Origin of the sequence: Streptomyces sp. NPDC006335 (assembly GCF_040612795.1) — a bacterium.
Taxonomy (GTDB): domain Bacteria; phylum Actinomycetota; class Actinomycetes; order Streptomycetales; family Streptomycetaceae; genus Streptomyces.
Genome location: NZ_JBEXQX010000002.1, coordinates 1 through 24,609, shown reverse-complemented (window position 1 = coordinate 24,609; position 24,609 = coordinate 1). Strand labels below are relative to the sequence as shown.

25 protein-coding genes and 1 rRNA gene are annotated in these 24,609 nt (G+C 70.3%); 7 read left to right on the top strand and 19 right to left on the bottom strand.

Translation table 11 applies throughout. The annotated features are described in order from the left end of the window. Positions 1-46 precede the first annotated feature (46 nt). Positions 47-211, top strand: a complete 165-nt coding sequence (locus ABZ098_RS05960; RefSeq protein WP_356587698.1) for a DUF397 domain-containing protein — start codon at positions 47-49, stop codon at positions 209-211. Positions 212-247: 36 nt separating this feature from the next. Then, positions 248-1,072: a DUF4253 domain-containing protein gene (locus ABZ098_RS05955; RefSeq protein WP_356587696.1), complete on the top strand. Its 825-nt coding sequence runs from the start codon at positions 248-250 to the stop codon at positions 1,070-1,072. A gap of 87 nt (positions 1,073-1,159) precedes the next feature. Here ABZ098_RS05955 and ABZ098_RS05950 read toward each other — a convergent pair whose 3' ends face one another. Both ABZ098_RS05950 and ABZ098_RS05945 read right to left on the bottom strand, forming a co-directional pair. Then, positions 1,160-2,356, bottom strand: a complete 1,197-nt coding sequence (locus tag ABZ098_RS05950) for a PLP-dependent aminotransferase family protein (RefSeq protein ID WP_356587694.1) — start codon at positions 2,354-2,356, stop codon at positions 1,160-1,162. Positions 2,357-2,472: 116 nt separating this feature from the next. Next, entirely contained in the window at positions 2,473-3,375 is a 903-nt protein-coding gene (locus ABZ098_RS05945; protein ID WP_356587692.1) for an SAM-dependent methyltransferase, read from the bottom strand. Positions 3,376-3,618: 243 nt separating this feature from the next. Here ABZ098_RS05945 and ABZ098_RS05940 point away from each other — a divergent pair, with 243 nt between their 5' ends. Then, positions 3,619-3,801: a hypothetical protein gene (locus tag ABZ098_RS05940; protein ID WP_356587690.1), complete on the top strand. Its 183-nt coding sequence runs from the start codon at positions 3,619-3,621 to the stop codon at positions 3,799-3,801. Positions 3,802-3,830: 29 nt separating this feature from the next. Here the strand turns inward: ABZ098_RS05940 and ABZ098_RS05935 are convergent, their stop codons facing one another. Beyond that, entirely contained in the window at positions 3,831-4,187 is a 357-nt protein-coding gene (locus ABZ098_RS05935; protein WP_356587688.1) for a DUF805 domain-containing protein, read from the bottom strand. 294 nt (positions 4,188-4,481) lie between these two features. Beyond that, on the bottom strand, positions 4,482-5,474 hold the full coding sequence (hemB, locus tag ABZ098_RS05930; RefSeq protein WP_356587686.1) for a porphobilinogen synthase: 993 nt from the start codon (positions 5,472-5,474) through the stop codon (positions 4,482-4,484). A 343-nt stretch (positions 5,475-5,817) separates the two neighbouring features. On the opposite strand from hemB, the gene ABZ098_RS05925 reads away from it, so the two are divergent. After that, entirely contained in the window at positions 5,818-7,206 is a 1,389-nt protein-coding gene (locus ABZ098_RS05925; protein ID WP_356587684.1) for an FAD-binding oxidoreductase, read from the top strand. 37 nt (positions 7,207-7,243) lie between these two features. Here the strand turns inward: ABZ098_RS05925 and ABZ098_RS05920 are convergent, their stop codons facing one another. The 5 genes from ABZ098_RS05920 to ABZ098_RS05900 form a co-directional block, all read right to left on the bottom strand. Then, positions 7,244-8,950 carry a bifunctional uroporphyrinogen-III C-methyltransferase/uroporphyrinogen-III synthase gene (locus ABZ098_RS05920; protein WP_356587682.1) on the bottom strand — a complete coding sequence of 569 codons (1,707 nt, stop codon included), beginning with the start codon at positions 8,948-8,950 and terminating at the stop codon, positions 7,244-7,246. After that, positions 8,947-9,906 carry a hydroxymethylbilane synthase gene (hemC, locus tag ABZ098_RS05915; RefSeq protein WP_356587680.1) on the bottom strand — a complete coding sequence of 320 codons (960 nt, stop codon included), beginning with the start codon at positions 9,904-9,906 and terminating at the stop codon, positions 8,947-8,949. The genes ABZ098_RS05920 and hemC overlap by 4 nt, the downstream gene beginning before the upstream one ends. Beyond that, positions 9,903-11,606, bottom strand: a complete 1,704-nt coding sequence (locus tag ABZ098_RS05910; protein ID WP_356587678.1) for a glutamyl-tRNA reductase — start codon at positions 11,604-11,606, stop codon at positions 9,903-9,905. The genes hemC and ABZ098_RS05910 overlap by 4 nt, the downstream gene beginning before the upstream one ends. Then, the gene (locus ABZ098_RS05905) at positions 11,603-12,370 is read right to left on the bottom strand and encodes a redox-sensing transcriptional repressor Rex (protein ID WP_356587676.1); all 768 of its coding nucleotides are present in this window, start codon (positions 12,368-12,370) and stop codon (positions 11,603-11,605) included. Before ABZ098_RS05905 ends, ABZ098_RS05910 begins: the two co-directional genes overlap by 4 nt. A 235-nt stretch (positions 12,371-12,605) precedes the next feature. Continuing rightward, on the bottom strand, positions 12,606-12,893 hold the full coding sequence (locus tag ABZ098_RS05900; RefSeq protein WP_356587674.1) for a glutaredoxin family protein: 288 nt from the start codon (positions 12,891-12,893) through the stop codon (positions 12,606-12,608). A gap of 116 nt (positions 12,894-13,009) precedes the next feature. On the opposite strand from ABZ098_RS05900, the gene ABZ098_RS05895 reads away from it, so the two are divergent. The 3 genes from ABZ098_RS05895 to ABZ098_RS05885 all read left to right on the top strand — a co-directional run bounded on the left by ABZ098_RS05895 (position 13,010) and on the right by ABZ098_RS05885 (position 16,475). Further along, the gene (locus ABZ098_RS05895) at positions 13,010-13,936 is read left to right on the top strand and encodes an HAD-IB family hydrolase (RefSeq protein WP_356587672.1); all 927 of its coding nucleotides are present in this window, start codon (positions 13,010-13,012) and stop codon (positions 13,934-13,936) included. Between the two features lie 314 nt (positions 13,937-14,250). Further along, positions 14,251-15,024 (top strand): ECF subfamily RNA polymerase sigma factor, BldN family, encoded by a 774-nt coding sequence (locus tag ABZ098_RS05890; RefSeq protein WP_356096583.1) that lies wholly within the window; start codon positions 14,251-14,253, stop codon positions 15,022-15,024. A 233-nt stretch (positions 15,025-15,257) separates the two neighbouring features. Beyond that, positions 15,258-16,475, top strand: coding sequence for a DUF5667 domain-containing protein (locus ABZ098_RS05885; protein WP_356587670.1), 1,218 nt, complete (start codon positions 15,258-15,260; stop codon positions 16,473-16,475). A 69-nt stretch (positions 16,476-16,544) separates the two neighbouring features. Here the strand turns inward: ABZ098_RS05885 and ABZ098_RS05880 are convergent, their stop codons facing one another. The 10 genes from ABZ098_RS05880 to rrf form a co-directional block, all read right to left on the bottom strand. Then, positions 16,545-17,597 carry a lysophospholipid acyltransferase family protein gene (locus ABZ098_RS05880; RefSeq protein ID WP_356587668.1) on the bottom strand — a complete coding sequence of 351 codons (1,053 nt, stop codon included), beginning with the start codon at positions 17,595-17,597 and terminating at the stop codon, positions 16,545-16,547. 14 nt (positions 17,598-17,611) lie between these two features. Then, a complete protein-coding gene (locus tag ABZ098_RS05875; protein ID WP_356587666.1) occupies positions 17,612-18,673 on the bottom strand; it encodes an NAD-dependent epimerase/dehydratase family protein in 1,062 nt (353 codons plus the stop codon). A 227-nt stretch (positions 18,674-18,900) separates the two neighbouring features. Continuing rightward, entirely contained in the window at positions 18,901-18,999 is a 99-nt protein-coding gene (locus ABZ098_RS05870; RefSeq protein ID WP_003948845.1) for an AURKAIP1/COX24 domain-containing protein, read from the bottom strand. Positions 19,000-19,177: 178 nt separating this feature from the next. Further along, positions 19,178-19,387: a helix-turn-helix domain-containing protein gene (locus ABZ098_RS05865; protein ID WP_016437488.1), complete on the bottom strand. Its 210-nt coding sequence runs from the start codon at positions 19,385-19,387 to the stop codon at positions 19,178-19,180. Between the two features lie 129 nt (positions 19,388-19,516). Next, positions 19,517-20,332, bottom strand: coding sequence for a phosphatase (locus tag ABZ098_RS05860; protein WP_356587664.1), 816 nt, complete (start codon positions 20,330-20,332; stop codon positions 19,517-19,519). A gap of 155 nt (positions 20,333-20,487) precedes the next feature. Next, the gene (locus tag ABZ098_RS05855; RefSeq protein ID WP_356587662.1) at positions 20,488-21,660 is read right to left on the bottom strand and encodes an acetoin utilization protein AcuC; all 1,173 of its coding nucleotides are present in this window, start codon (positions 21,658-21,660) and stop codon (positions 20,488-20,490) included. Further along, positions 21,611-22,822, bottom strand: a complete 1,212-nt coding sequence (locus tag ABZ098_RS05850; protein WP_356587660.1) for an MFS transporter — start codon at positions 22,820-22,822, stop codon at positions 21,611-21,613. The genes ABZ098_RS05855 and ABZ098_RS05850 overlap by 50 nt, the downstream gene beginning before the upstream one ends. Positions 22,823-22,888: 66 nt before the next feature. Continuing rightward, positions 22,889-23,572 (bottom strand): VC0807 family protein, encoded by a 684-nt coding sequence (locus ABZ098_RS05845; RefSeq protein WP_356587658.1) that lies wholly within the window; start codon positions 23,570-23,572, stop codon positions 22,889-22,891. A 69-nt stretch (positions 23,573-23,641) separates the two neighbouring features. Next, a complete protein-coding gene (locus ABZ098_RS05840; protein ID WP_356587656.1) occupies positions 23,642-24,286 on the bottom strand; it encodes an HAD family hydrolase in 645 nt (214 codons plus the stop codon). A gap of 72 nt (positions 24,287-24,358) precedes the next feature. Continuing rightward, positions 24,359-24,475 (bottom strand): 5S ribosomal RNA (gene rrf, locus ABZ098_RS05835). Positions 24,476-24,609 lie beyond the last annotated feature (134 nt).

Genomic DNA, 24,609 nt, shown 5'->3' with positions numbered 1-24,609 from the left:
GTGTGGTCGCGAGTTCTACGGCAGCCCGAACTCGCACCACACCGCCTTGCCCGACTTCAAGTCGACGTACAGCGGCGATGAGGGCGGCCAAGGTGTCGAAGTAGCCGCCTGCCCCCGCACCATCCACATCCGCGACTCCAAGAACCCCACTCCCACCCTCCAGGTCGCCCCCACCACCTGGACCGCCTTCACCACCGCCCTCAAGCAGTGACCCCCGTTGTCAGTGGCGCCCCCTACAGTCACTGACATGGCGACTCTTCCCAACCCGCTGCCCACCCTGGCGGCAGACCCGAGCGGTCGTTCGCTCGGCCTCGGGCTGCCCCTCGGGCGACTCATCGACGCGACCGACGACGGCCCGTGGCACGAGCCGTTGCTGTGGCATGCCGAGTACGCCGCGTCCTCCGGCGCCTGGACCGCACTGGGCACCCCGGCCGCGCGAGCGGGTCTGCTGCCGGTGCTGATAGACGTCGGCGGTGCGCAAGGCGGGCCGGAGGAGTGGGAGTTGATGCCCGGGGAGATGTCGTACCCCGGGGATCACGACCCGGAGGAGTTGCTGGCGGAGTACTGGGCGTACGCGATCGAGGAGCCCGACGACCTCGACGGGACGATCGCCCCCTACGACGAGACCTGGCCCGGCCTGGCCCCCACCCCCGAGTCCTTCCCCGCCGACCCCGACACCCGTGCCGCAGAGACCGCCGACGCGCTCCTCGACGAGGGATCGTGGTTCAAGGAGCCGCGTCTCGCCCTGGTCCCGGCCCGCCGCAGCGCGGACATCCCGGCGGCGATCGGCTGGACGGGACCGGTGAACTTCGAGGGTGACACGGCCCGGCTGTGCTCGATCCTCCGTGACTGGGAGGACCGCTTCGGCATACGCGTACTCGCCCTCGGCTTCGACCAGTTGACCGTGTCCGTCGCCGCCCCGCCGACGACGAGGGAGGAAGCGGAGGCAGTCGCCGCCGAGCACTTCGCGTTCTGCCCGGACAACATCACCCAGGGCGATCACGAAACCCTGCGCGCATACGCCGAACACGCGGTACTGGGCCGACGCGTCTGGTCCTTCTGGTGGGACTGATCCAGGAAGATCCCGTGAGCAGCGGCAAGCCGTCGTGGTCCGACCGGAAGCCTCCCCGTCCGTCACCCCCTTCGGCTAGCCCGCCGGCTAGCCCGACAGTCCCTGCCCCAGCCTCCGCAGCCCCTCCTCGATCTCCTGCGGCGTCTGCGTCACGAAGCAGAGCCGCAGGGTCGAGCGGTCGGGCTCACCGGCGTAGAAGGGCGCCCCCGGGACGTAGGCCACGTCCCGCGCCACGACCTGCGGCAGCAGCGCGGTGGTGTCGTACGACGAAGGAAGCCGTGCCCACAGGAACATGCCGCCCTCGGGACGCGTCCAGGTCGACCCCTCCGGCAGGGCCTCGGCCAGCCCCGCCAGCATGGCGTCCCGTCGCTCGCCGTAGACGCCCGCGACACGGCGCACATGCGCGTCGAGGTCCCGGTCCGCCAGGTACCGCGCTGCGGCGAGCTGGTTGACGGTCGGGGTGTGCAGGTCTGCGGCCTGCTTGGCGACCGCGCAGGCCCGCCGCAGCGCGTCGGGCGCCCGCAGCCAGCCCAGCCGCAGTCCGGGAGCCATGACCTTGGAGAAGGAGCCGAGCAGCACGACCCGGTCGTGGACCTCCTCGTGGGCGGCGATCCACGGCACCCGCTCGCCCTCGAAGCGGAGTTCGCCGTACGGGTCGTCCTCGACGATCCACAGCCCGCACCGCGCGGCCACGGACGCCACGGCGGCCCGGCGCCCCGCGGACATGGTCCGTCCGGTCGGGTTCTGGAAGGTGGGCACGGTGTAGAGCAGCTTGGGCCGCTCCCGCACGACGAGCTCCTCCAGCGCCACGGGATCGGGGCCCTCGTCGTCGCCCGGCACGGCCACCACCCGGGCGCCCGCGAACCCGAAGGCCTGGAGGGCGGCGAGATAACAGGGGCTCTCGACGAGCACCGTGTCCCCGGGCTCGATCAGGGCGGTGGCGAGCAGCGACAGCGCCTGCTGCGAGCCGGTGGTGACCAGGACGTCGTCGGCGTCGGTGGCGAGCCCACGCGCCGACGTCCGCTCCGCCAGGGCGGTCCGCAGCACGGGCTCGCCCTCGGTGGTCGAGTACTGGAGCGCCCGCTCGGGCACCTCCTCCAGCACCGCCCGGTAGGCGTCCGCGATCCCCTCGGCGTCGAACAGTTCGGGCGCCGGCAGCCCGCCCGCGAAGTTGATGACCTCGGGGCGGGCGGTGACGGCGAGGATGTCCCGTACCGGTGAGCCGCCGACCGACCGGGCCCGGGCGGCGAGCGGCGGCACGGAAGCGAACGTGGGCACCGTCATGGCACGGCTCCTTCGACTGCGGACTGCGACGACTGGGTCCAGCGCAGCCTAAGCAATTGGATGCCGCCTACAATCACCTTTCCGCGATACGGACGCGGCTCACCGGGGTCACTCCCTCACGCCTTGGTGCCGGTCGCCCCGTAGACGTTGATGTCGTCGTCCGTGACGTCGTTGATGTCGCGGTACCGGATCTTCTCGATGTCGTCGAGGGAGTCGAAGTCCTCCACGTCGATGGCGGGCGGCGCGGGCGCGGGCCCGGGGTGCCACCGATGCGCGGGCACCACACCGGGCTCGTCCAGCGAGACACCCGGCACCTCGGTGAAGAACCGCTCCACCTCGCTCCTGGACCGGAACACGAAGGTGAACCCGCGCTCGGTGTAGGTCCGCTGGACCGCGCGGGCGGGCTCGGGATGCATCTCGTCGGTCAGATGGCTGAGCACGATCCGACTCCCCGCGGGCAACGCCTCCACGAGCTCCCGCACGATCGGATAGGCCTCGTCGTCCTCGACGAAGTGCAGGATCGCGACCAGGCACAGCGCGATCGGCTGGTCGAAGTCCAGGGTCTTTGCGGCCTGTTCGAGGATCCGCGCGGGACTCTTGAAGTCGGCGTCGATGTAGTCCGTGCGCCCCTCGGGGCCGCTCGTGAGCAGTGCGCGGGCGTGCGCCAGCACCACCGGGTCGTTGTCGACGTAGACGACCCGCGCGTCGGGCCGGAGCCGCTGGGCGATCTGGTGGACGTTCTCCGCGGTGGGCAGCCCGGTGCCGACGTCGAGGAACTGCCGGATCCCGTCCCGCGCGGTCAGCCGGTGGACGGCCCGGCGCATGAAGTCGCGGTTGTGGCGGACGTCGAGGTAGCCGCGGGGGTTGGCGGCTAGCGCGGCGGCGGCGGCCGCGCGGTCGGCGGGGTAGTTGTCCTTGCCGCCGAGGAAGACGTCGTAGACGCGGGCCGGATGTGCCCTGGTGGTGTCGATCCTCTTGGCCAGTTCGGCCGGGTCCTGGCTCAGCGCGTCACCGGACATGGGCGTCTCCCCTGTGGATGTGTCGGTCCTTCGGTCCTTCAGCGGACAACCACCGCGATGGTCAAGAACCTAACTCCCGGGGCGACTTGATGGTGCCCGACGCCCGGGATACCCCGTCCCGCGTCCCGCGCAAGAGAGTCGGGAAACGGCATCAGTGCAGGTGAACGCGTTCCCCGCGGCGATCCTGTCCCGAATCCCCGGTCAGGCCTGGTGATCGCGCGCTCTCCCCCGCAACCTGATCCCATGCCCACCCGACCCCCCACCCCCCGCAGACTCACCAGGACCGCCCTCGCCCTCCTCGCCCTCCTCGCCCTCGCCACGCTGACGGGCTGCAAGGACGGCCAGGGCGTGCGCGACGAGGGCCCGGCCAAGGACAAGGCGGCGGTCCTCACCCCCGTGGAAAACCAGAAGGCCGCCCGGACCTGACCGGGCGGCCTCGCAGCAGAGCTACGGCATCACACGTGCGCGGGGGCGAACTTCGGGTTGGAGCCGTACTTGTTCTCGCCGGGCTCACCGTCGAGGCAGGTGAAGACGAGGAGGGTGATGCCGCCGGCGAGCGGAACCAGACCGAACAGGACCCACCAGCCGCTGCGGCCGGTGTCGTGCAGGCGGCGCACGAGGACGGCGAGGCTGGGGAGCAGGATGGCGACGTAGAAGACGATCGGGATCCAGGCCTGCTTGGCCACGGCGCCGATGACGGCCAGCACGATGTAGATGATCGTGACGAAGAGGGTGTACATCCAGTATTCCTTGCGGCGCGCGCGGCCGCTGAACACGGCGTACTTCTTCAGTACATCGAGGAAGTAGTTCATGGTGGTGTCCCCCCAGGGATCGACGTTCGGAACTGCTCCGACTGGATCAGGCCAGGCGCAGAAGATATGGAGGATGTCGGGAACTCGTCAATTCGACGGATGTAAGCGGTTCATCAAGACGCGCACCTGCCAGACTCCGACAAATCCACCACGCCAAGGGACGGATTACGGACAGACCACCAGAAGATCACCACGCCAAGCAGGGCGCGTTGTCCTGACGTTGGCCGGAACGAGCTCCGCCCGTATCCGGACCGAGCTCGAACCGTTGCCGTGACACGCCGTACGGCGGCTTCGTCAGCCGAGCTTCTGCGCCACCTCGGTGGCCCAGTAGGTGAGGATGTTCTGCGCGCCGGCCCGCTTGATTCCGGTCAGCGCCTCCATGATCGCCCGGTCCCGGTCGATCCAGCCCTTCTCGGCGGCGGCCTCGATCATCGAGTACTCACCGGAGATCTGGTAGGCGGCCACGGGCACGTCGACGGCGTCGGCGACCCGCGCGAGGACGTCGAGGTAGGGCCCGGCCGGCTTGACCATCACCATGTCGGCGCCCTCCTCCAGATCGAGGGCGAGCTCCCGCAGCGACTCCCGCACGTTCGCCGGGTCCTGCTGGTACGTCTTGCGGTCACCCCGCAAGGAGGAGCCGACGGCCTCCCGGAACGGCCCGTAGAACGCGGACGCGTACTTCGCCGTGTACGCCAGGATGGCCACGTCCTCCCGACCGATCTGATCAAGGGCGTCCCGTACGACCCCGATCTGACCGTCCATCATCCCGCTGGGCCCCACGACATGGGCGCCCGCGTCGGCCTGCACCTGGGCCATCTCGGCGTACCGCTCGAGGGTGGCGTCGTTGTCGACGCGCCCCTCGGCGTCCAGCACACCGCAGTGCCCGTGATCGGTCGTCTCGTCGAGACACAGGTCGGACATCACGAGCAGCTCGTCCCCGACCTCGGCCCGCACGTCCCGGATGGCGACCTGCAGAATCCCGTCGGGATCGGTCCCCGGCGTCCCGACAGCGTCCTTCTTCGACTCCTCCGGCACCCCGAAGAGCATGATCCCGGAAACACCGGCCGCTACCGCTTCGGCAGCGGCCTTCTTCAAGCTGTCCCGGGTGTGCTGCACGACTCCGGGCATGGCCGCGATCGGCACGGGCTCACCGACGCCCTCCCGCACGAAGGCCGGAAGGATGAAGTCAGCGGGGTGCAACCGGGTCTCGGCGACCATGCGGCGCATGACGGGGTTGGTCCGCAGCCGCCGGGGCCGCGTGCCGGGAAAAGATCCGTACGTCGTCATATCCCTACGCTACGCCCGCCCCGAGGACCCCTTTGCCGACGCGGCGTCGGCCGGGCCGGGCCCCCAGGGGGTGCCGGGTTCGGTTGCCGGGCGGGTGCGGGTTCGTCGTGGCCGGTCGCGCAGTTCCCCGCGCCCCTGCTGCCTGCGGCGGCCCGCGGGCCCGTCGTGGCGGACGAGGTAGCGAACGGCCCGTCGTGGCGCGGGCGACTGCAACCCCTCGGGGGCGCGGGGAACTGCGCGATCAACCCCCACCGCCCCGCACCCGACAACGCACCCCGCCCCACCCCCACATGCGCCACCCCACACCCAGGTCCAAGCTGAAAGAACAAGGCAGGAGGACCCCATGGCTGCCACCCACTCCACGCACCCCACCCTGAACGAGATCCACGGCCCCGTCATCCGCCCCGGCGAACCCGGCTACGCCGACGAAGTCACCGGCTTCAACCTGGCCGCCCTGCACACCCCCGACGTGGTCGTCGGCGCCACCCGCGCCGAGGACATCGTCACCGCCCTGCGCTGGGCCTCGGCCACCCACACCCCCGTCACCGTCCAGGCAACCGGCCACGGCGCCAACTTCCCCATAGAGAACGGGCTGCTGATCAACACCGCCCGCATGACCGGCGTACGCGTCGACGAGGACACCCGCACCGCGACAATCGACGCCGGCGCGAAGTGGCGGGACGTCCTGGCCGCCGCCACTCCCCACGGCCTCGCCACCCTCAACGGCTCCTCCACCGACGCGGGCGTCGTCGGCTACACCCTCGGCGGCGGCCTCCCAGTGCTCGGCCGGACCTACGGCTACGCGGCCGACAAGGTCCGCTCCTTCGAGGTCGTCACCCCCGACGGAACGCTCCACCACACCGACCCCGACACCGAACCCGACCTCTTCTGGGCGCTGCGCGGCGGCAAGGGCAACGTGGGGGTGGTGACCTCCCTGGTCACCGAACTCCTGCCCCTCGCCCGCGTCCTGGGCGGCGGCGTCTACTGCGCGGGCGAGGACGCCGAGGCCCTGCTGACCACGTGGGCAACCTGGACCCAGGACGTCCCGCCGGAGATGAACAGCACCTTCAGCATCCTGCGCCTGCCGCCCTTCCCGGAGATCCCCGAACCCTTCCGGGGCGGCTTCTGGGCAAGGGTCTGCCTCGCCTGGACCGGCGACCCGGCAGCGGGCCAGGAGCTCCTGACCCCGCTCCGCGAGGCCGCACCGGTCGTGATCGACACGGTGGAGGAGATGGACTACGCGGCGGTCGACCGCATCTACCTGGACCCCCAGGACCCCCTGCCGGCCCGCGAGTCCTGCACCCTGCTGCGCGAGCTGACCCCGCAGGCGATCGACACGTTCCTGGACCAGGTGGGCCCGGCGGCGGGCGCCGGCGACTTCCCGCTGCTGATGGTGGAGATCCGCCACATGGGCGCGGCGCTCTCCCGCCCCGCCGCCGTGGCGGACGCGGTGTGCGCCCGGGACGCCGAGTACCTCCTGGAGGCGGTGGGCGTCCTGGCGGCACCCCCCATGGCCGCGGCGGTCGAACGCGCCACGACCGCCCTCAACGGCGCGATGTCCGCGTACGGCACCGGCCGCACCATGGTCAACCTGCACGGCACCCCGGGCGACGAGACGGACCGCGCCCGGGCCTGGACCCCGGAGGTCTACGACCGCCTGCGCCGCACGAAGTCGACGTACGACCCGGAGAACCTCCTCCGCTACGGCCACACCGTGACCCCGGCCGCCTGAGGCACCGTACAGAGAGGACAGCGAGGACGGAGAGGGATCAGGTCGTCGACCGTCGCCGCCTGGCCCCGGGCCGCCGCTCGCTCGGCCGCGTCACCGGATCCCCGGCCTCGAGCGCCGCCGCCCGCCGCTTCAACCCGAAGTCGGCCAGCGCCTCGGCCAGCTTGTGCACGGACGGCTCGGGAGCCATCACATCCACCCGCAGCCCGTGCTCCTCGGCGGTCTTGGCCGTGGCCGGCCCGATGCATGCGATCACGGTCACGTTGTGCGGCTTCCCGGCGATACCGACCAGGTTCCGCACGGTCGACGACGACGTGAAGAGCACGGCGTCGAACCCGCCCCCCTTGATCGCCTCCCGGGTCTCCGCGGGCGGCGGCGAGGCGCGCACGGTCCGGTAGGCGGTGACGTCGTCGACCTCCCACCCGAGCTCGATGAGCCCGGCGACCAGCGTCTCGGTCGCGATGTCGGCGCGCGGCAGGAACACCCGGTCGATCGGGTCGAAGACGGGGTCGTACGGCGGCCAGTCCTCAAGGAGCCCGGCAGCCGACTGCTCACCGCTCGGCACCAGGTCCGGCTTCACACCGAAGGCGATGAGCGCCTTGGCGGTCTGCTCGCCCACCGCCGCGACCTTGATCCCGGCGAAGGCCCGGGCGTCGAGCCCGTACTCCTCGAACTTCTCCCGGACCGCCTTGACGGCGTTGACCGAGGTGAAGGCGATCCACTCGTAGCGCCCGGTGACCAGCCCCTTGACCGCCCGCTCCATCTGCTGGGGAGTTCTCGGCGGCTCGACCGCGATCGTCGGCACCTCGTGCGGCACGGCCCCGTAGGACCTGAGCTGGTCGGAGAGCGAGGCCGCCTGCTCCTTCGTGCGCGGCACGAGAACCTTCCAGCCGAACAGCGGCTTGTTCTCGAACCACGACAGCTGGTCGCGCTGTGCGGCGGCGGACCGCTCACCGACCACGGCTATCACCGGCCGCCCGCCCTCGGGCGAGGGCAGCACCTTGGCCTGCTTGAGCGTCTGGGCGATGGTGCCCAGGGTGGCCGTCCAGGTCCGCTGGCGCGTGGTCGTACCGGCGACGGTGACCGTCATCGGGGTGTCGGGCTTGCGCCCGGCCGCGACCAGCTCCCCGGCGGCGGCGCCCACGGAGTCCAGGGTCGTCGACACGACCACGGTCCCGTCCGACACCCCCACCTCCGTCCAGCACCGGTCGGAGGCCGTCCGCGCGTCCACGAACCGTACGTCCGCGCCCTGCGCGTCCCGCAGCGGGACACCGGCGTACGCGGGCACGCCGACGGCCGCGGCCACACCGGGCACGACCTCGAAGGGAACGCCCGCGCGGGCGCAGGCCAGCATCTCCTCGGCGGCGTACGCGTCGAGCCCGGGGTCCCCGGACACCGCACGCACGACCCGCCTGCCGCCCCGCGCGGCCTCCATGACAAGATGTGCCGCATCCCGTACAGCGGGGACGGGAGCGGTTGTTGACGTGCCGTCAACGACTGTCAGTTGGGGCGCGCCCGTGCCCGGAACCGGAGTCGAAGGCGACTCCGTGTCCGTGTCCACGACGGCGACGCCCGACCGAGCGTGGACGCGCACGACGTCGAGCACCTCGTGCCCGGCGACGAGAACGTCCGCGTTCGTGAGCGCCTCGACGGCGCGCAGGGTCAGCAGTCCCGGATCTCCGGGTCCGGCACCGAGGAAGGTGACGTGCCCGTGTTCAGGACCGACGGGAAGGGTGGTGGGGCTCACTGTGCTCGCTCCCCCATCAGACCGGCCGCGCCCTGGGCGAGCATCTCGGTCGCGAGTTCGCGACCGAGCGCCATTGCCTGGTCGTACGACTCGGGCACGGGACCGGTGGTGGACAACTGCACCATGCGCGAGCCGTCGGTGGTGCCGACGACGCCCCGCAGGCGCATTTCCTTGACAATCTGCCCGTCGGCCAGCAGGTCGGCCAGCGCGCCCACAGGGGCGGAGCAGCCGGCCTCCAGGGCGGCGAGCAGTGACCGCTCGGCGGTCACGGCGACCCGCGTGAACGGGTCGTCGAGCTCGCCGAGCGCCGCGATCAGGTCCGCGTTGTCCGCGGTGCACTCGATCGCGAGTGCTCCCTGGCCGGGAGCGGGCAAAACTGTGTCGACCGAGAGGAAATCGGTCACTTCGTCGATACGGCCGATGCGAGTGAGGCCGGCCGCGGCCAGCACCACCGCATCCAGCTCACCCTCGCGCACGAACCGCACCCGGGTGTCGATGTTCCCCCGGATCGCAACCGTCTCGATATCAAGTCCGTGCGCGCGGGCGTACGCGTTCAGCTGCGCGGTGCGCCGGGGCGAACCGGTACCGATGCGGGCGCCTCGGGGCAGGTCGGTGAACTTCAGGGCGTCCCGGGCGACGAGGACGTCCCTCGGGTCCTCGCGCTCGGGGAGCGCGGCCAGTGCCAGCTCGTCCGGCTGCCCGGTCGGCAGGTCCTTCAGCGAGTGCACCGCGAAGTCGACCTCGCCCTTGAGCAGGGCTTCGCGCAGCGCGGTCACGAACACACCCGTGCCGCCGATCTGCGCGAGCGCCTCCTTGGACACATCGCCGTACGTGGTGATCTCGACGAGCTCGACGGGCCGCCCGGTCACCTGGCTCACGGCTTCCGCCACCCGCCCGGACTGGGCCATGGCGAGTTTGCTCCGCCTGGTCCCGAGCCGTAGCGCCTTGGTACTCATGACGAGCCTCGGTCTTTCTCATCGGTGGTGCTGTCCTCGGCGCGGGAGACGGCGGCCACCGTCTCGGGGTCGAGGTCGAACAGGGTCCGCAGCGCGTCCGCGTATCCGGCACCGCCGGGCTCGGCCGCGAGCTGCTTGACCCGTACGGTCGGCGCGTGCAGCAGCTTGTCGACCACGCGCCGCACGGTCTGCGTGATCTCCCCGCGCTGCTTGTCGTCCAGGCCGGGCAGCCGCCCGTCGAGCCGCGCGATCTCACTGGCGACGACATCGGCGGCCATGGTCCGCAGCGCGACGACGGTGGGCGTGATGTGCGCGGCCCTGAGCGCCGCCCCGAAGGCGGCCACCTCGTCCGCGACGATACGACGGACCTGGTCGACGTCGGCCGCCATCGGAGCGTCCGCCGAAGCCTCGGCGAGCGACTCGATGTCGACGAGCCGCACCCCGACCAGCCGGTGCACGGCGGGGTCGATGTCCCGGGGCATGGCGAGGTCGAGCAGGAAGAGCGAGGGGGTCGGCCGCGGGATCTCGGCGACGGGCTCGGGCCTGCGCCGCTCGGGCACTCGGCCGATCGCAGCGGCGGTGGCGGCGAGCGCGGCGATGACGTCGGCTTCCTCGACGGGATCGACCAGGGCGACGGCCCCCTGCGGCCGGGGCGCGTTGTCCACCCAGGCGGCGTGCTGCTCGAGCTCGGAGGCGGCGATCCCGGCGACGGCGGCTTCCCCGAGCACGGAGAACCCGGCGGTGGCGGGCATGGGGGCCAGGTCGAGCGGGCAGTTCTCTTCGGTCCCGGCGTCTGCGGGCAGTCGTGCCGCTTGGGCGGCTCCCGACCCACGGAAGGACGGCACCTCGTCAGCGCCGGGCTGCGTGTCCAACCCCAGGCCGGCAGCAACAGCCTCAGCCGTGAGCACCAGCCCGGTAGCCCCCGTACACGACACCACGACATCGGCACGTGTCAGCTCGTCCGACACCGAATCCATCGGTACCGCACGGGCGACCACGTCCCCGCTGTCCCTGAGGATCTCCGCGAGCCGCTCGGCCCGCTCAGCGGTCCGGTTGGCGATGACGATCTCCGCCACCCCGACCCGCGCCAGCGTCGCCGCGGCCAGCGAGGACATCGACCCGGCCCCGATCACCAGCGCCTTCTTGCCCCGGGCCCAGTCCGGCACCTCCGCGCCCAGAGCGAGCTGCTCCAGCCCGAAGGTGACCAGCGACTGCCCGGCCCGGTCGATCCCGGTCTCGGAGTGCGCCCGCTTCCCGACCCGCAGCGCCTGCTGGAAGAGGTCGTTCAGCAACCGCCCGGCGGTGTGCAGTTCCTGCGCCCGCGCCAGCGAGTCCTTGATCTGCCCGAGGATCTGGCCCTCCCCCACGACCATGGAGTCGAGCCCGCAGGCCACGGAGAAGAGGTGGTGGACGGCCCGGTCCTCGTAGTGCACGTACAGATAGGGAGTGAGCTCGTCCAGCCCCACCCCGCTGTGCTGGGCGAGCAGCGTGGACAGCTCGGCGACACCGGCGTGGAACTTGTCCACGTCGGCGTACAGCTCGATGCGGTTGCAGGTCGCGAGCACCGCGGCCTCCGCCGCCGGCTCCGCGGCAACCGTGTCCTGGAGCAACTTCACCTGCGCATCGGCATGCAGCGCCGCCCGCTCCAGCACACTGACCGGCGCGCTGCGGTGGCTCAGCCCGACGACGAGGAGACTCATGCCGGCATCACGGCGGGTACGTCCCCGTCGGGCCCCTTGTCGGCGGCGGAGTCACCGCGGCCCGCGGCGACATGAGCGGCGCCGTCGGAGGCGGCGGCCACCTCACCGGCCTTGCGCTGCTCGTGGAAGGCGAGGATCTGAAGCTCGATGGAGAGGTCGACCTTGCGCACGTCGACACCGTCCGGCACGGACAGCACGGTGGGCGCGAAGTTCAGGATGGAGGTGACCCCGGCGGCCACGAGCCGGTCGCAGACCGGCTGGGCGGCACCGGCGGGGGTCGCGATGACACCGATGGACACGCCGTTGTCCTCGATGATCTTTTCCAGGTCGTCAGAGTGCTGCACCGGAATGCCCGCGACGGGCTTTCCGGCCATCGCCGGATCGGCGTCGATCAGCGCGGCGACCCGGAATCCACGGGACGCGAAGCCGCCGTAGTTGGCCAGAGCGGCGCCGAGGTTACCGATACCGACGATCACAACCGGCCAGTCCTGGGTCAGGCCGAGTTCGCGGGAGATCTGGTAGACGAGATACTCGACGTCGTAGCCGACACCGCGGGTTCCGTAGGAACCGAGGTAGGAGAAGTCCTTGCGCAGCTTCGCGGAGTTGACCCCCGCGGCGGCCGCGAGCTCCTCGGAGGAGACCGTGGGTACCGAGCGCTCGGACAGTGCCGTCAGGGCGCGGAGGTACAGCGGAAGCCGGGCGACGGTGGCCTCGGGAATCCCTCGGCTACGGGTCGCCGGTCGGTGAGTTCGGCCAGTTGCCACGGTGCTCCTGCGGGTAGAGCGGGGCTGTAGGCGGTCACACGTCCCCGGACCGCCCCGTCGAATGCAGGCTATGTCTTTGTGAACGCGTGCACAAAGATGGTGTCCGATTTGCCCGGCCAACGTGACCGGGGTCACGCGCGTCTCTCTCGGAGGCAAAACCGCACACTTCCCTCATCAATCCCGCCCCCGAGACCACTTCGCCATCGATCCTAAGCGACCGACCGACCTGGACGGACTAGTCCGCCAGGGCCCTGCGGAGGCGCTCCTCGTCGACCCGCCAGAAGGTGTGCTGTTCACCGTCGACGAGCACCACGGGGATCTGTTCCCAGTACTGGTCGTGGAGTTGAGGATCCTGGTCGATGTCCTTGTACTCCCAGGGAACCCCGAGATCTCCACAAACCTTCTCGATCACGAGCTGTGCGTCATCGCACAGATGGCACCCGGGTTTGCGGATCAGCGTGACGAGCCGGTCCTCGGGGGCCTTGGCCTGCTTTCGGCGGAAGATGGGACTCATGCGGGCCATTGTCCCGCGCGTCGACGCCGACCGGACCGCCCGCTTAACGGCACAGTCCCGGAGTGTTCACACCCTTCAAACCTCTCGACTCCGGAACCACCGAACAAACTGGCTATGCTCACGCCATGGCCGCTCTCGGATGGCTCACCCCCCGTAGGCGCTCCGCCACGGCGCGAAGCGTGTTGGCAGGCGAGGCCTCGGCGGAGGCTGCGCGCAAGTCCTCCCAGGAGGTCGAGGAGACCCCTGGTACGGGACCGGAGTCACAGTTCCCGGTCCTGGGCGACGAAAAGGCCGCCGCCTTCTTCGACCTGGACAACACCGTGATGCAGGGCGCGTCCCTCTTCCACTTCGGCCGCGGCCTGTACAAACGGAAGTTCTTCGAGACCCGCGATCTCGCCCGCTTCGCCTGGCAGCAGGCCTGGTTCCGGCTGGCCGGCTCCGAAGACCCCGAACACATGCAGGAGGCCCGGGACTCGGCGCTCTCCATCGTGAAGGGCCACCGCGTCGCCGAGCTCCAGTCGATCGGCGAGGAGATCTACGACGAGTACATGGCCGAGCGCATCTGGCCGGGCACCCGCGCGCTGGCGCAGGCGCACCTGGACGCCGGTCAGAAGGTGTGGTTGGTCACAGCGGCCCCCGTGGAGATCGCCCAGGTGATCGCCCGCCGCCTCGGACTCACCGGCGCCCTGGGCACGGTGGCGGAGTCGGTGGACGGCGTCTACACCGGCAAGCTGGTCGGCGAGCCCCTGCACGGCCCCGCGAAGGCGGAGGCGGTCCGGGCCCTGGCCGCGGCCGAGGGCCTCGACCTGTCGCGCTGCGCCGCGTACAGCGACAGCCACAACGACATCCCGATGCTCTCGCTGGTGGGTCACCCCTACGCGATCAACCCGGACACCAAGCTCCGCAAGCACGCCCGTCAACTGGACTGGCGCCTGCGCGACTACCGCACCGGCCGCAAGGCGGCGAAGGTCGGCATCCCGGCGGCCGCGGGCGTGGGAGCGGTGGCGGGCGGCACGGCGGCGGCGATCGCCCTGCACAAGCGCCGCCGGTAACCAGGCAAACACACCGATCCACGGGTTTTATACGCGTAACTCCGTGTGCAGGCACATTGGCTGCACACGGCCACAACACGCCCCGTTCCCTGACAGATCACGACCGTTTTCGATCAACAAACGGTCACTCTGTGGCACTTGAACGGCTCCCAATCGGTTACAGAAGCGACGTAATCGATGAATAGAGCAACTGGGTGTAGCAGCGCCTGCACTAAGCGTTATTCTCCTCAAACGCATTCGGGTACCTCTCCGTCGCTACGACGGGTGAACGGACCCGCACTGCACGTGATGGAAGCTCTGCCTCTGGGAGTCCCGTGTACCCACACGTCGGGGTTGACGCCTCGGGCCTGGCTACGCTGCGCGCAACGGTCCAAGACCTGTTGCGCGGCTTCGTCCCCACCGCGTACGCCGTCCCCGCCCTCGCCGTAGCCGCGGCACCGATCGGCCCGTGCTACGCACTGGCCGACGGTTCCGCGGCCGTCGGCAGACGAGGGCGTTCGACCGGCGCCGCCCCCGCCCGCCGTCCCGCCGCGGACAGCGACAGCGCCCGCATGATGGACCTGGTCGAACGCGCCCAGGCCGGCGAGGCCGACGCCTTCGGCCGCCTGTACGACCAGTACAGCGACACGGTGTACCGGTACATCTATTACCGGGTAGGAGGTAAGGCCACCGCCGAGGACCTGACGAGCGAGACGTTCCTGCGCGCGCTCAGGAGGATCGGCACCTTCACCTGGCAGGGCCGCGACTTCGGCGCCTGGCTCGTCACCATCGCGCGCAATCTCGTCGCCGACCACTTCAAGTCGAGCCGGTTCAGGCTGGAGGTCACCACCGGCGAGATGCTCGACGCCAACGAGGTCGAGCGCTCGCCCGAGGACTCCGTCCTGGAGTCCCTCTCCAACGCCGCGCTGCTGGACGCCGTCCGACGGCTCAATCCACAGCAGCAGGAGTGCGTGACCCTGCGCTTCCTCCAGGGCCTCTCGGTCGCCGAGACCGCCCGGGTCATGGGCAAGAACGAGGGCGCCATCAAGACCCTTCAGTACCGGGCCGTCCGCACCCTGGCCCGGCTCCTGCCGGACGACGCCCGCTGAGGGCGCACGCCCGGTAATCGGCAACTCGCTCTCGGTGAAAGTCCGTTGACTCCCCGATCCGATCATCCGCAGTCCGTAACCCAAGTGCCGCGCCACTCGTTGTGCGGGATGCAGGCTCCCTGTGGTCACTCCCTGGCCGACTCCGATCACCCGATCGTGTGCTTGTGCTCAGGGTGTGCAACCCTCAGGACCCCCTGGGGAGTCGACCGTCACGACGAGAGGAGGTGCCGCCAGTGATCGCGAACGTATCGGCGCACCGGCGGGCGAACGCCTTCGCCCAGGCCCTGGAGGAGCAGTCCGACCGGGAACCGGCGGCCGAGCAGTCCGAAGGACAGGCGTCGGCCGCCGCTGAACACCCCGATCCGGGCCGTCTTTTGGCCCTCGCGGAGTGTCTCGGCGAGCTGCCCAGGCCTGAGCTGGACCCCGAGGTCAAGGTCGTCCAGCGAGCCCAGCTCGTGGCCGCGATGGAGGCCATGCTGCTGGCGGGCGACGGGGCGGAACCCGCGGTCCCCGAGCAGCGCTCCCATCGGGCCAAGGGCACCCACCGGGCGAGTCCGCTCGGGAAACTGCGACCGCGTTCCCGGCTCACCAAGGGCCTGGCCGCGGGCGGCCTGAGCGTCGGAGTCGCCGCCGGAGCCTTCGGCGGCGTGGCCGCGGCCAGCTCGGACGCCCTGCCCGGGGACTCGCTGTACGGCCTCAAGCGCGGTATCGAGGACTTCAAGCTCAACCACCTGTCCGACGGGGACGACGAGCGCGGGGTCGCCTACCTCGACCAGGCCTCCACCCGGCTGAACGAGGCCCGTCGCCTGATGGAGCGCGGCCGGGGCGGTCACCTCGACCACGAGTCCGTGGGCGAGATCCGCCGCGCCCTGTCCGGCATGCAGCACGACGCCTCCGAGGGCCACCGCCTGCTGCACGCGGCGTACGAGCGCGACCCGAACTCCCTGGGCCCCATCCAGGCCCTCGCCGGCTTCTCGCGCTCACACCGCGAGGCGTGGGGCGCACTCCGCGACCGGCTGCCCGTGCAGCTCGGCGACGTCAGCGACCAGGTGTCCGAGGTCTTCGACGCCATAGACGAAGAGGTCGCACCGCTCCAGTCCCTGCTCCCCGAGCCCCCGGCACCGAGCGGGGACAGCGGAGGCCGGCGGCAGGGCGGCTCCGGCTCGGCGCCTTCGGACACCTCGCCCGGTTCCGGCCACTCGACGGCCCCCGGAACCGGCGGCTCCGCCGAGGACCGCGGCGGCGGCAGCCCCAGCAGGTCGGCCCCGTCCGGCAGCGAGGACGACGGCCTGCTCGGCGGGGACACCGGCGGCCTCCTCGACCCGCCGAAGGACACCGGCACCACCACCCCGACGTCCCCGGCCCCCTCGGCCGACCCGGACGTCACCCTCCCGCCCCTCCTCCCTGGCCTCCTCCCGGGCCTGGGCATCCAGGGCGAGGACGCCAACTAGCTCTCCCGGTACGACGGTGGGGGCGCCCTTCCTGCGAAGGGCGCCCCCACCGTCGTACCGAAACAGAACTCAGAAGAACACCGACCTCCGCTGCACCAACAGCTTGTACAGCGTGTGCTGGATCTGTTCCCTGACCTGGTCCGTCAGGTTGAACATCAGCATCGGGTCCTCGGCGGCCTCCGGCGGATAGCCGTCCGTGGGGATCGGCTCACCGAACTGGATCGTCCACTTGGTCGGCAGCGGGACCGCGCCCAGGGGACCGAGCCACGGGAAGGTCGGCGTCAGCGGGAAGTACGGGAAGCCCAGCAGGCGGGCCAGCGTCTTCGCGTTGCCGATCATCGGGTAGATCTCCTCCGCGCCCACGATCGAGCACGGGATGATCGGGGTGCGCTGGCGCAGGGCCGTGGAGACGAAGCCGCCCCGGCCGAAGCGCTGGAGCTTGTAGCGCTCGCTGAAGGGCTTGCCGATGCCCTTGAAGCCCTCCGGCATCACACCGACCAGCTCGCCCTGCCCCAGCAGCCGTTCGGCGTCCTCCGCGCACGCCAGGGTGTGGCCGAGCTTGCGGGCGAGTTCGTTGACCACCGGCAGCATGAACACCAGGTCCGCCGCCAGCAGCCGCAGATGCCGGTTAGCGGGGTGGTGGTCGTGGACGGCGACCTGCATCATCAGGCCGTCCAACGGCAGCGTCCCGGAGTGGTTGGCGACGATCAGCGCGCCGCCCTCGGCCGGGATGTTCTCGACGCCCTTCACCTCGACCCGGAAGTACTTCTCGTACACCGGCCGCAGCAGGGACATCAGGACCTGGTCGGTGAGTTCCTCGTCGTAGCCGAAGTCGTCGACCTCGTAGTCCCCGGTGAGCCGGCGGCGCAGGAAGCCGAGCCCCCCGGCGATACGCCGCTCCAGGCCGCCTTCGTCGTTCGCCTGCTGCGGCGGCTGTTCCTCACGCGTCACGGGATCATCATCCTGCGCGGAAGCCCCGCTGGGCAGGGGCTGGACCTCGCGGACCAGCCCGGGCTCGGTGCCCTTGCGCCGGCTCCCCGCGCTCCGGCGCCGCGCCGGCCGCTGTACGGCGCCTGCGCGGGACCGGTCGTCGTCGAACGGAATGACCTTGGCGTCCGCCATCGTTGATGCGCTCCTCAGTTGGCGCTCTGCGTCGGGGGGTTGCCGCCACCCGCGAGGGGCAGCGCGGCGATCCGGTCGACGGCCCCCGCGAGGGCCTCCGGCGGCAGCAGCCCGGGGCCCTGGCTGCGCGCGAAGTCCGCGAAGGTCTCCGCCGTCGTGTACTTCGGCCGGAATCCGAGCGTCTCGCGCATCTGGACCGTCGACACGACCCGGCCGTGGGTGAGCAACCGGATCTGCTCGGGCGAGAAGTCCGTCATCCCCAGCGTACGGACCAGCGACCCGGCCCAGGTGACGGCCGGCAGCAGCAGGGGCACGGTGGGTCGGCCGAGCCGCCGGGAACACTGCGAGAGCAACAGGACCCCGTCGCCCGCGATGTTGAAGGTGCCGCTGTTGAGCGTGCCCCGCTCCGGCTCGTGCGAGGCGATCCTGAGGACGTCGATCACGTCGTCCTCGTGCACGAACTGGAGCCGGGGGTCGTACCCGAACACGGTCGGCAGCACCGGCAGCGCGAAGTACGAGGCGAGCGGGGTGTCCGCCGTGGGCCCCAGGATGTTGGCGAACCTGAGCACGCACACCGCCACGTCGGGCCGCCGCCGCGCGAAGCCCCGCACGTACCCCTCGACCTCGACCGTGTCCTTGGCGAAGCCGCCGGAGGGCAGGGACTTGGGCGGGGTGGTCTCCGTGAACACGGCGGGATCGCGGGGCGCGGACCCGTACACGTTCGTACTGGACTTCACCACGAGCCGCTGCACGCTCGGCGACTTCTGGCAGGCGCCGAGGAGCTGCATGGTGCCGATGACGTTGGTCTCCTTGACCGTGGTCCGGCTCCCGCTGCCCAACGCCATCGCCGTCACGTCCAGGTGTACGACGGTGTCGGCGGCCGTCTCGGCCAGGACCCGTGCGATGCCGGGCTGCCTGATGTCCGCCTGGATGAAGTCGGCACCGCCCAGATGGTGCTCCGGCGACACCGCGTCCACGGCGATCACCCGGTCCACCCGCGGGTCACGCTGTATGCGTCGTACGAAACGGCCCCCGAGCTGTCGGGCCACTCCGGTGACGAGCACGACCTTTCCCAAGATCAGCGCCTTCCTTCCCGCCGTAGTCCAGCCCTGGTCGGGCCCTTGTACAGCCCGGTCCTGTGCCGCGTTCCCCGTGTTCCGCCAACTTAGCGGTTCGATGTTGCCCTGTGATGACCGCCCACTGCACGAGGTGACGACATCCGGCCCACACGCACGTCCCGACACGCGTGTGGCCCCCCACCGATATCAGGTGGGGGGCCACAAACACGCTTACGCGTCGCCGCTTACTTCTTGTTGCGACGCTGGACGCGCGTGCGCTTGAGCAGCTTGCGGTGCTTCTTCTTGGCCATCCGCTTGCGCCGCTTCTTGATAACAGAGCCCACGACTACCCTCGCTCACTTCTCATCACTCGGTGCTGGGCGCCATGGGCCCATACGACCTACGAGGGGCTAGCCTACCCGCCCGAGCGCTGAGGTCGTAATCGAGGTGAACCGGGGAGATCCGGCAGGGGTCCACGAGTGCCCTGAGGCCCCGTTGGAACCTCCCCGAGTCCGGTCGTCGTCAGGCCGTCTCCACCCCCACATAACTCTCGCGGAGGTACTCGTGAACCGCGTTCTCGGGGACACGGAAGGACCGTCCCACCCTGATCGCGGGCAGATGACCGCTGTGCACCAGCCGGTACACGGTCATCTTCGACACTCGCATCACCGAGGCGACTTCCGCCACGGTAAGGAACTGAACCTCACTCAGAGGCCTCTGTTCAGCAGCCATGACACACCTGAACCTTCCGCACTCGACGGCCACCGGCTTCCCCTTCCGGTGACTCTTCGTCGCTGCGTGCTCACTCCCCAATGTAGGGGCGGGTGATGCAAGTGGGGAAGAGGTGCACCCATCGGCGGCCTACTGTGACAGACACGCTCGATTGAGTACGTAGCGGGTCAGCGGACGGTAGTAATCAGACCGCACAGCGTCATCAAGTGGAACGACGAGGGACACGACCCCCTCGGCCTCCCCCACAAAGGGCGCGGGGTCATTCGTATCCGCGGGCCCCATGGCCTCAAACCCGAGCTGACCTGCCCCGCAGACCCATCCGTGATCCCCGATCACGAGCTCGGGAAGCGGCCCGCCGCTCTCCGCCGCGGCCGCCAGGGCAGTACGAACCGGGAGCGGCGAATGCGTGTGTGCGCCGGGCTCACCACCGGAGCTCTTCGCCTCCGGTGCCCGCACGAGCGCGACTCCTCGTACGTACTCAAGGTTGTGCGTGCGTAGACCGAACCGGGTCGTTATGTCGACACGGCGACCATGCGCAGGGGTGAGGACGGTACATCCCGCCGCCGAGAGAGCGTCCGCGAAGGCGGCGTAGAACCCGAGCAGTCGGTGCGGATGGCCGGTGCCGAGCAGCACGGCCCCGCTGCGCTGGGCAACTGCCGCGAGCCGGTCCGCGAAGGCGTCGAGCGCGGCGAGCGTCCGATCAGGATCGATCACATCACGGCCTGTTCTATGCCGAGGATTGCCCGAAACCCCGCACTTGTCGGCCATGAGACCGATCAGATCCCGCTCAGTCCATGCCCACTCAGGATCAATACCGATCAGCGCCCTCGGGTCCCGAGCCGCGAACAACCGGTAACTCCGCAGACTCTCCTCCCGGGAGGTGGCCACGGGTCCGGCCAGACGAGCGGCCAGCAGATGGGCGCGGAGGGCGCCGGTGGTCAACACGAGGGTGATGGTGGCGGATGGGGAGTGAGGAAGGTGGGGGAACTGAAAAACACCGCACAGTCGGAGTAGCGCCCAAGGGGCGCGGGGAACTGCGCGACCAGCCACAACAATCCCGCAGCCGCCCTACGACCGGACGCGGCACATCCTCGGGCGCCCTAGGCCAACAGACCCCGCAACGGAAACACCGCCCGCCGAGTGGCCAGCACAGCCTGATCCAGCCGATCCGCAGGGTCGTACCCCGCATCCCACGACGCGTAGGACACCGGCCACCGCCCATCCGTCATCCGCGCCGGCGCCAACTGCCGGGTCCGGGCGAACACCTCCTGCCGCCACCCCTCGGGAACCATCGCCTCGGGCTCGATGGGCCGCCCGGCGGCGATCCCCACCAGATGCGTCCAGGACCGGGGTACGACGTCCACCACGGCATAGCCCCCGCCGCCCAGCGCGATCCACTTCCCCCCGGCGTACTCGTGCGCCAGCTCGTGGCAGGCGACCTGCACCGCCCGCTGCGCGTCCAGCGACACCGCGAGGTGGGCCAGCGGGTCCTCGAAGTGCGTGTCCGCCCCGTGCTGCGTGACCAGCACATCGGGCCGGAAGTCGGCGATGAGCTCCGGGACCACCGCGTGGAACGCCCGCAGCCACCCGGCGTCCCCCGTCCCCGCCGGCAACGCCACGTTCACGGCGCTGCCCTCGGCCGAGTCCGCGCCCGTCTCCTCCGGCCACCCGGTCTGCGGGAACAGCGTCCGGGGATGCTCGTGCAAGGAGATCGTCAGGACCCGCGGATCCTCCCAGAACGCCGCCTGCACCCCGTCCCCGTGATGCACGTCGACATCCACATAGGCCACCCGCGAGGCGCCCAACTCCAGCAGCCGGGCGATCGCCAGCGAGGCGTCGTTGTAGATGCAGAACCCCGACGCCCCACCCGGCATCGCGTGGTGCAGCCCACCCGCGAAGTTCACCGCGTGCAGCGCGTCCCCCCGCCACACGGCCTCCGCCGCGCCCACCGACTGGCCGGCGATCAGCGCGGACACCTCGTGCATCCGCGCGAAGGCCGGATCGTCCATCGTCCCCAGCCCGTACGACTGGTCGGCCGCCCCCGGGTCCACGGAGGCCGCCTTAACCGCCTCGACGTAGTCCTCCCGGTGCACGAGCCGCAGCGTCGACTCGCCCGCCGCCTTCGCGGCCACGACCTCCACGTCACGGTCCAACCCGAAGGCGTCCACCAGTCGCCGGGTCAGGTCGAGCCGGACCGGATCCATCGGATGGTCCGGACCGAAGTCATAGCCCGTTACTGCCTCGTCCCACATCAGCTGTGCGCGGCCGCTCATGCCCGCCACCGTATCGGTCCGGTTGAGCCGCGAACGACTTGGCGTACACCAGCGTCACCAGCACCAACACCATCGGCACGAGCATGGCCCCGCGATAGCTCCACGCGTCCCCCAGGGCCCCCACCAACGGCGAACCGACCAGAAACCCCACGTAGTTGAAGACATTGAGCCGGGCGACCGCGGCATCCGACGCCCCCGGGAACAACCGCCCGGCCGCCGCGAACGTCTGCGGCACCAACACACACAGCCCCATCCCCAGCAGCGTGAACCCGAGCATCCCCACCCACGGCCCGGGCGCCACGGCCACCACCGCGAACCCCCCGGCCGCCACCAGCGCCCCCAGCCGTACGACCGCCGCCGCCCCGAACCGCCGTACCCCGAAGTCCCCGACGGCCCGCCCCAGCAGGGTCGTCACCATGTACACGTTGTACGGCACGGTCGCCAACTGCTCACTGCTTCCCAGCACGTCCTGGAGGTACTTGGCACTCCAGTTGGAGACGGTGGAGTCGCCGATGTAGGCGAAGGTCATCACCAGGCAGAGCGGCAGCAGCAGCTTGAAGACGACGCCGTCCCCGCCTTCGGCCTTCTCCTCCACGGCAGCCACGCCCCCGTCGACGTACCAGCGGCTCCCCAGCAGGCACAGCGGCACCAGCACCACCACGACCGGCAGATAGGACACGAACAGCGCCAGATGCCAGTGCGCCCCCACCCAGGCGAGCGAGGCCCCCACGATCCCGCCGAGGCTGAACACGGCATGGAAGCTGAGCATGATGCTGCGCCCGTACGCCCGCTGCAAGCTCACCCCGAGCATGTTCATGGACGCGTCGAGCATGCCGACGGCGAGCCCGAAGGCGGCGAGCGAGACACCCAGCTCGACCGTCGTGTCCCCGGCCCCCACCCCGAGCAGCGCCAGGAGGACGACGGGCTGGGCGAACCGCAGCAGCCGGCTGGGCGGGATCCGCTTCACCAGGTGCTCGGTCGAGACGCTTCCGACCCCGGCGAGGATCGGCACGGCGGCCAGGAAGGCGGGCAGCAGCGCGTCGGAGACCCCGTACCGGTCCTGGATGGCGGGGATCCGCGTCACCAGCAGAGCGAAGGCGATACCTTGCGCGAAGAAGCTGAACGCCAGCGAGGCCCTACCGCGCCGCAGCACATCTGTCATGGCGGCGAGCGTAGGGCCCCGGCGTACTCGTGGGTAGATCCAGCCAAAGATGAGTTTCCCTCAGCTTTATCGGGCGAGGGCGACCTCGGGCCTCGCGGGAGCGCACGCCCGGGTCTCAGCGATCAGCATCCGGGCCATGGGGCCGGCCCCGATCGCCCCGCTGACCAGGAAGGCCACCACCATCGACACGACCATGACCACGGACCCGGCCCACACCATCGTGTCCACCGGCAGCGTGTACGCCCCCACGACCCGCAGCACACACTCCGTCAGCAGTACGACCCCCCACACCACGGAGAACCGCCGCTCGGCCCGCCGGAAGTCCTCCGACCCGGCCTGGAGCCGCGTCCAGGCGTCCTCCCGCTCCGCGATCCCCTTCACCAGCCAGGGCTTCATGCCCGCGGTCATCATCGGCCTCCCCAGCGCGACGGAGACGAGGATGCCGATCCCGATGACACTGCTCACCCCGCTGTCCTTGGCGAGCATCAGCCGCGGGTCCCCGGCGACGAAGCTGAGCAGCAGCCCCACGACGTTGACGACGAGGATGAGCGCGGCAAGGCCGTTGACCGCCCGCTCCTTCACCACACTCCAGCCGGTCCGCACGGCCGGAACGACACTGCTGAGGCCCAGCGCCATCAACGTGCTCATCCCGACCCCGTCCTTGAGCAGGTAGTACGCCCCGATCGGCACAGCCACGTCCACGATCAGAGGAACCAGGTTCGCGCGCTTCGAGTTCGTCTTCGTCGTCATGCCCTCAGCTTCTCGTCCGGCGAGGGGGTGCCAGTAGAAACGATCGTCCGGACCTCGGCATGACAAATGTCAGGCGAGCAGGTCCGCCAACTCACCCATGTCGGAGAAGAGTTGAGTGGCCCCGGCGAGCTTCGCGGCTGGAGTCATCGCGGTGAACCCATACACGTCCATCCCGGCCGCGTTGGCCGCCTGCACCCCGAGGGGACTGTCCTCGACGACCACACACCGCCCGGGCTCGACCCCCATCCGCTCAGCGGCGTACAGGAACAGATCCGGAGCCGGCTTGCCCCGCCCCACATCCTCCGAGCTGAAGATCCGCGCGTCCTCGAACCACTGGTCCAGCCCGGCCGCGCGATGCCCCACGCGGATCCGCTCATGACTCCCGGAGGACGCGACACAGTACGGCACCCCGTCCGCGACCAGCTTCTCCAGCACACCGGTGACGCCGGCCACGGCCCTCAACTCCCGCTCGAACGCGGCGAAGACCCTCGCGTGGAAGACGTCGTCGAAGTCCGACGGCAATCGCCGCCCGGTCCGCTCCAGGACGAGGTCATGGATCCGGTGCATGGCGGAGCCCATGTAGTCACGGATGGAGTCCTCGTAGGAAGTAGGGTGCCCGAGCTCCGTCAGATACGCGGCGAGATGCCGGTTGGAGATCGGCTCACTGTCGACGAGAACACCGTCGTTGTCGAAGATGACGAGGTCATGGCGCATGTCATTGACACTAATCGACCCTGAACGCAGAAAACCCCCGTGCCGAATGGCACGGGGGTTTTCTCAATAATTGTTCGGCGGTGTCCTACTCTCCCACAGGGTCCCCCCTGCAGTACCATCGGCGCTGTAAGGCTTAGCTTCCGGGTTCGGAATGTAACCGGGCGTTTCCCTCACGCTATGACCACCGAAACACTATGAAACTCAGACCGGAAAACACACGGTCGTTGCCTCAGAACTAACACAGTGGACGCGAGCAAATATGGACAAGCCCTCGGCCTATTAGTACCGGTCACCTCCAGCGGTTACCCGCCTTCCAGATCCGG

Excerpts from the sequence above, each read along its gene's own strand:
- ABZ098_RS05950 (WP_356587694.1), bottom strand. The coding sequence starts at position 2,356 with ATGACGGTGCCCACGTTCGCTTCCGTGCCGCCGCTCGCCGCCCGGGCC.
- ABZ098_RS05845 (WP_356587658.1), bottom strand. The coding sequence starts at position 23,572 with ATGACGACGAAGACGAACTCGAAGCGCGCGAACCTGGTTCCTCTGATC.
- ABZ098_RS05925 (WP_356587684.1), top strand. The coding sequence starts at position 5,818 with ATGGCTGCCACCCACTCCACGCACCCCACCCTGAACGAGATCCACGGC.
- ABZ098_RS05955 (WP_356587696.1), top strand. The coding sequence starts at position 248 with ATGGCGACTCTTCCCAACCCGCTGCCCACCCTGGCGGCAGACCCGAGC.
- ABZ098_RS05910 (WP_356587678.1), bottom strand. The coding sequence starts at position 11,606 with ATGAGTCTCCTCGTCGTCGGGCTGAGCCACCGCAGCGCGCCGGTCAGT.
- ABZ098_RS05895 (WP_356587672.1), top strand. The coding sequence starts at position 13,010 with ATGGCCGCTCTCGGATGGCTCACCCCCCGTAGGCGCTCCGCCACGGCG.
- ABZ098_RS05850 (WP_356587660.1), bottom strand. The coding sequence starts at position 22,822 with ATGACAGATGTGCTGCGGCGCGGTAGGGCCTCGCTGGCGTTCAGCTTC.
- hemC (WP_356587680.1), bottom strand. The coding sequence starts at position 9,906 with ATGAGTACCAAGGCGCTACGGCTCGGGACCAGGCGGAGCAAACTCGCC.
- ABZ098_RS05855 (WP_356587662.1), bottom strand. The coding sequence starts at position 21,660 with ATGAGCGGCCGCGCACAGCTGATGTGGGACGAGGCAGTAACGGGCTAT.
- ABZ098_RS05840 (WP_356587656.1), bottom strand. The coding sequence starts at position 24,286 with ATGCGCCATGACCTCGTCATCTTCGACAACGACGGTGTTCTCGTCGAC.
- ABZ098_RS05935 (WP_356587688.1), bottom strand. The coding sequence starts at position 4,187 with ATGAACTACTTCCTCGATGTACTGAAGAAGTACGCCGTGTTCAGCGGC.
- ABZ098_RS05945 (WP_356587692.1), bottom strand. The coding sequence starts at position 3,375 with ATGTCCGGTGACGCGCTGAGCCAGGACCCGGCCGAACTGGCCAAGAGG.
- ABZ098_RS05865 (WP_016437488.1), bottom strand. The coding sequence starts at position 19,387 with ATGGCTGCTGAACAGAGGCCTCTGAGTGAGGTTCAGTTCCTTACCGTG.
- hemB (WP_356587686.1), bottom strand. The coding sequence starts at position 5,474 with ATGACGACGTACGGATCTTTTCCCGGCACGCGGCCCCGGCGGCTGCGG.
- ABZ098_RS05940 (WP_356587690.1), top strand. The coding sequence starts at position 3,619 with ATGCCCACCCGACCCCCCACCCCCCGCAGACTCACCAGGACCGCCCTC.
- ABZ098_RS05900 (WP_356587674.1), bottom strand. The coding sequence starts at position 12,893 with ATGGCCCGCATGAGTCCCATCTTCCGCCGAAAGCAGGCCAAGGCCCCC.
- ABZ098_RS05880 (WP_356587668.1), bottom strand. The coding sequence starts at position 17,597 with ATGGCGGACGCCAAGGTCATTCCGTTCGACGACGACCGGTCCCGCGCA.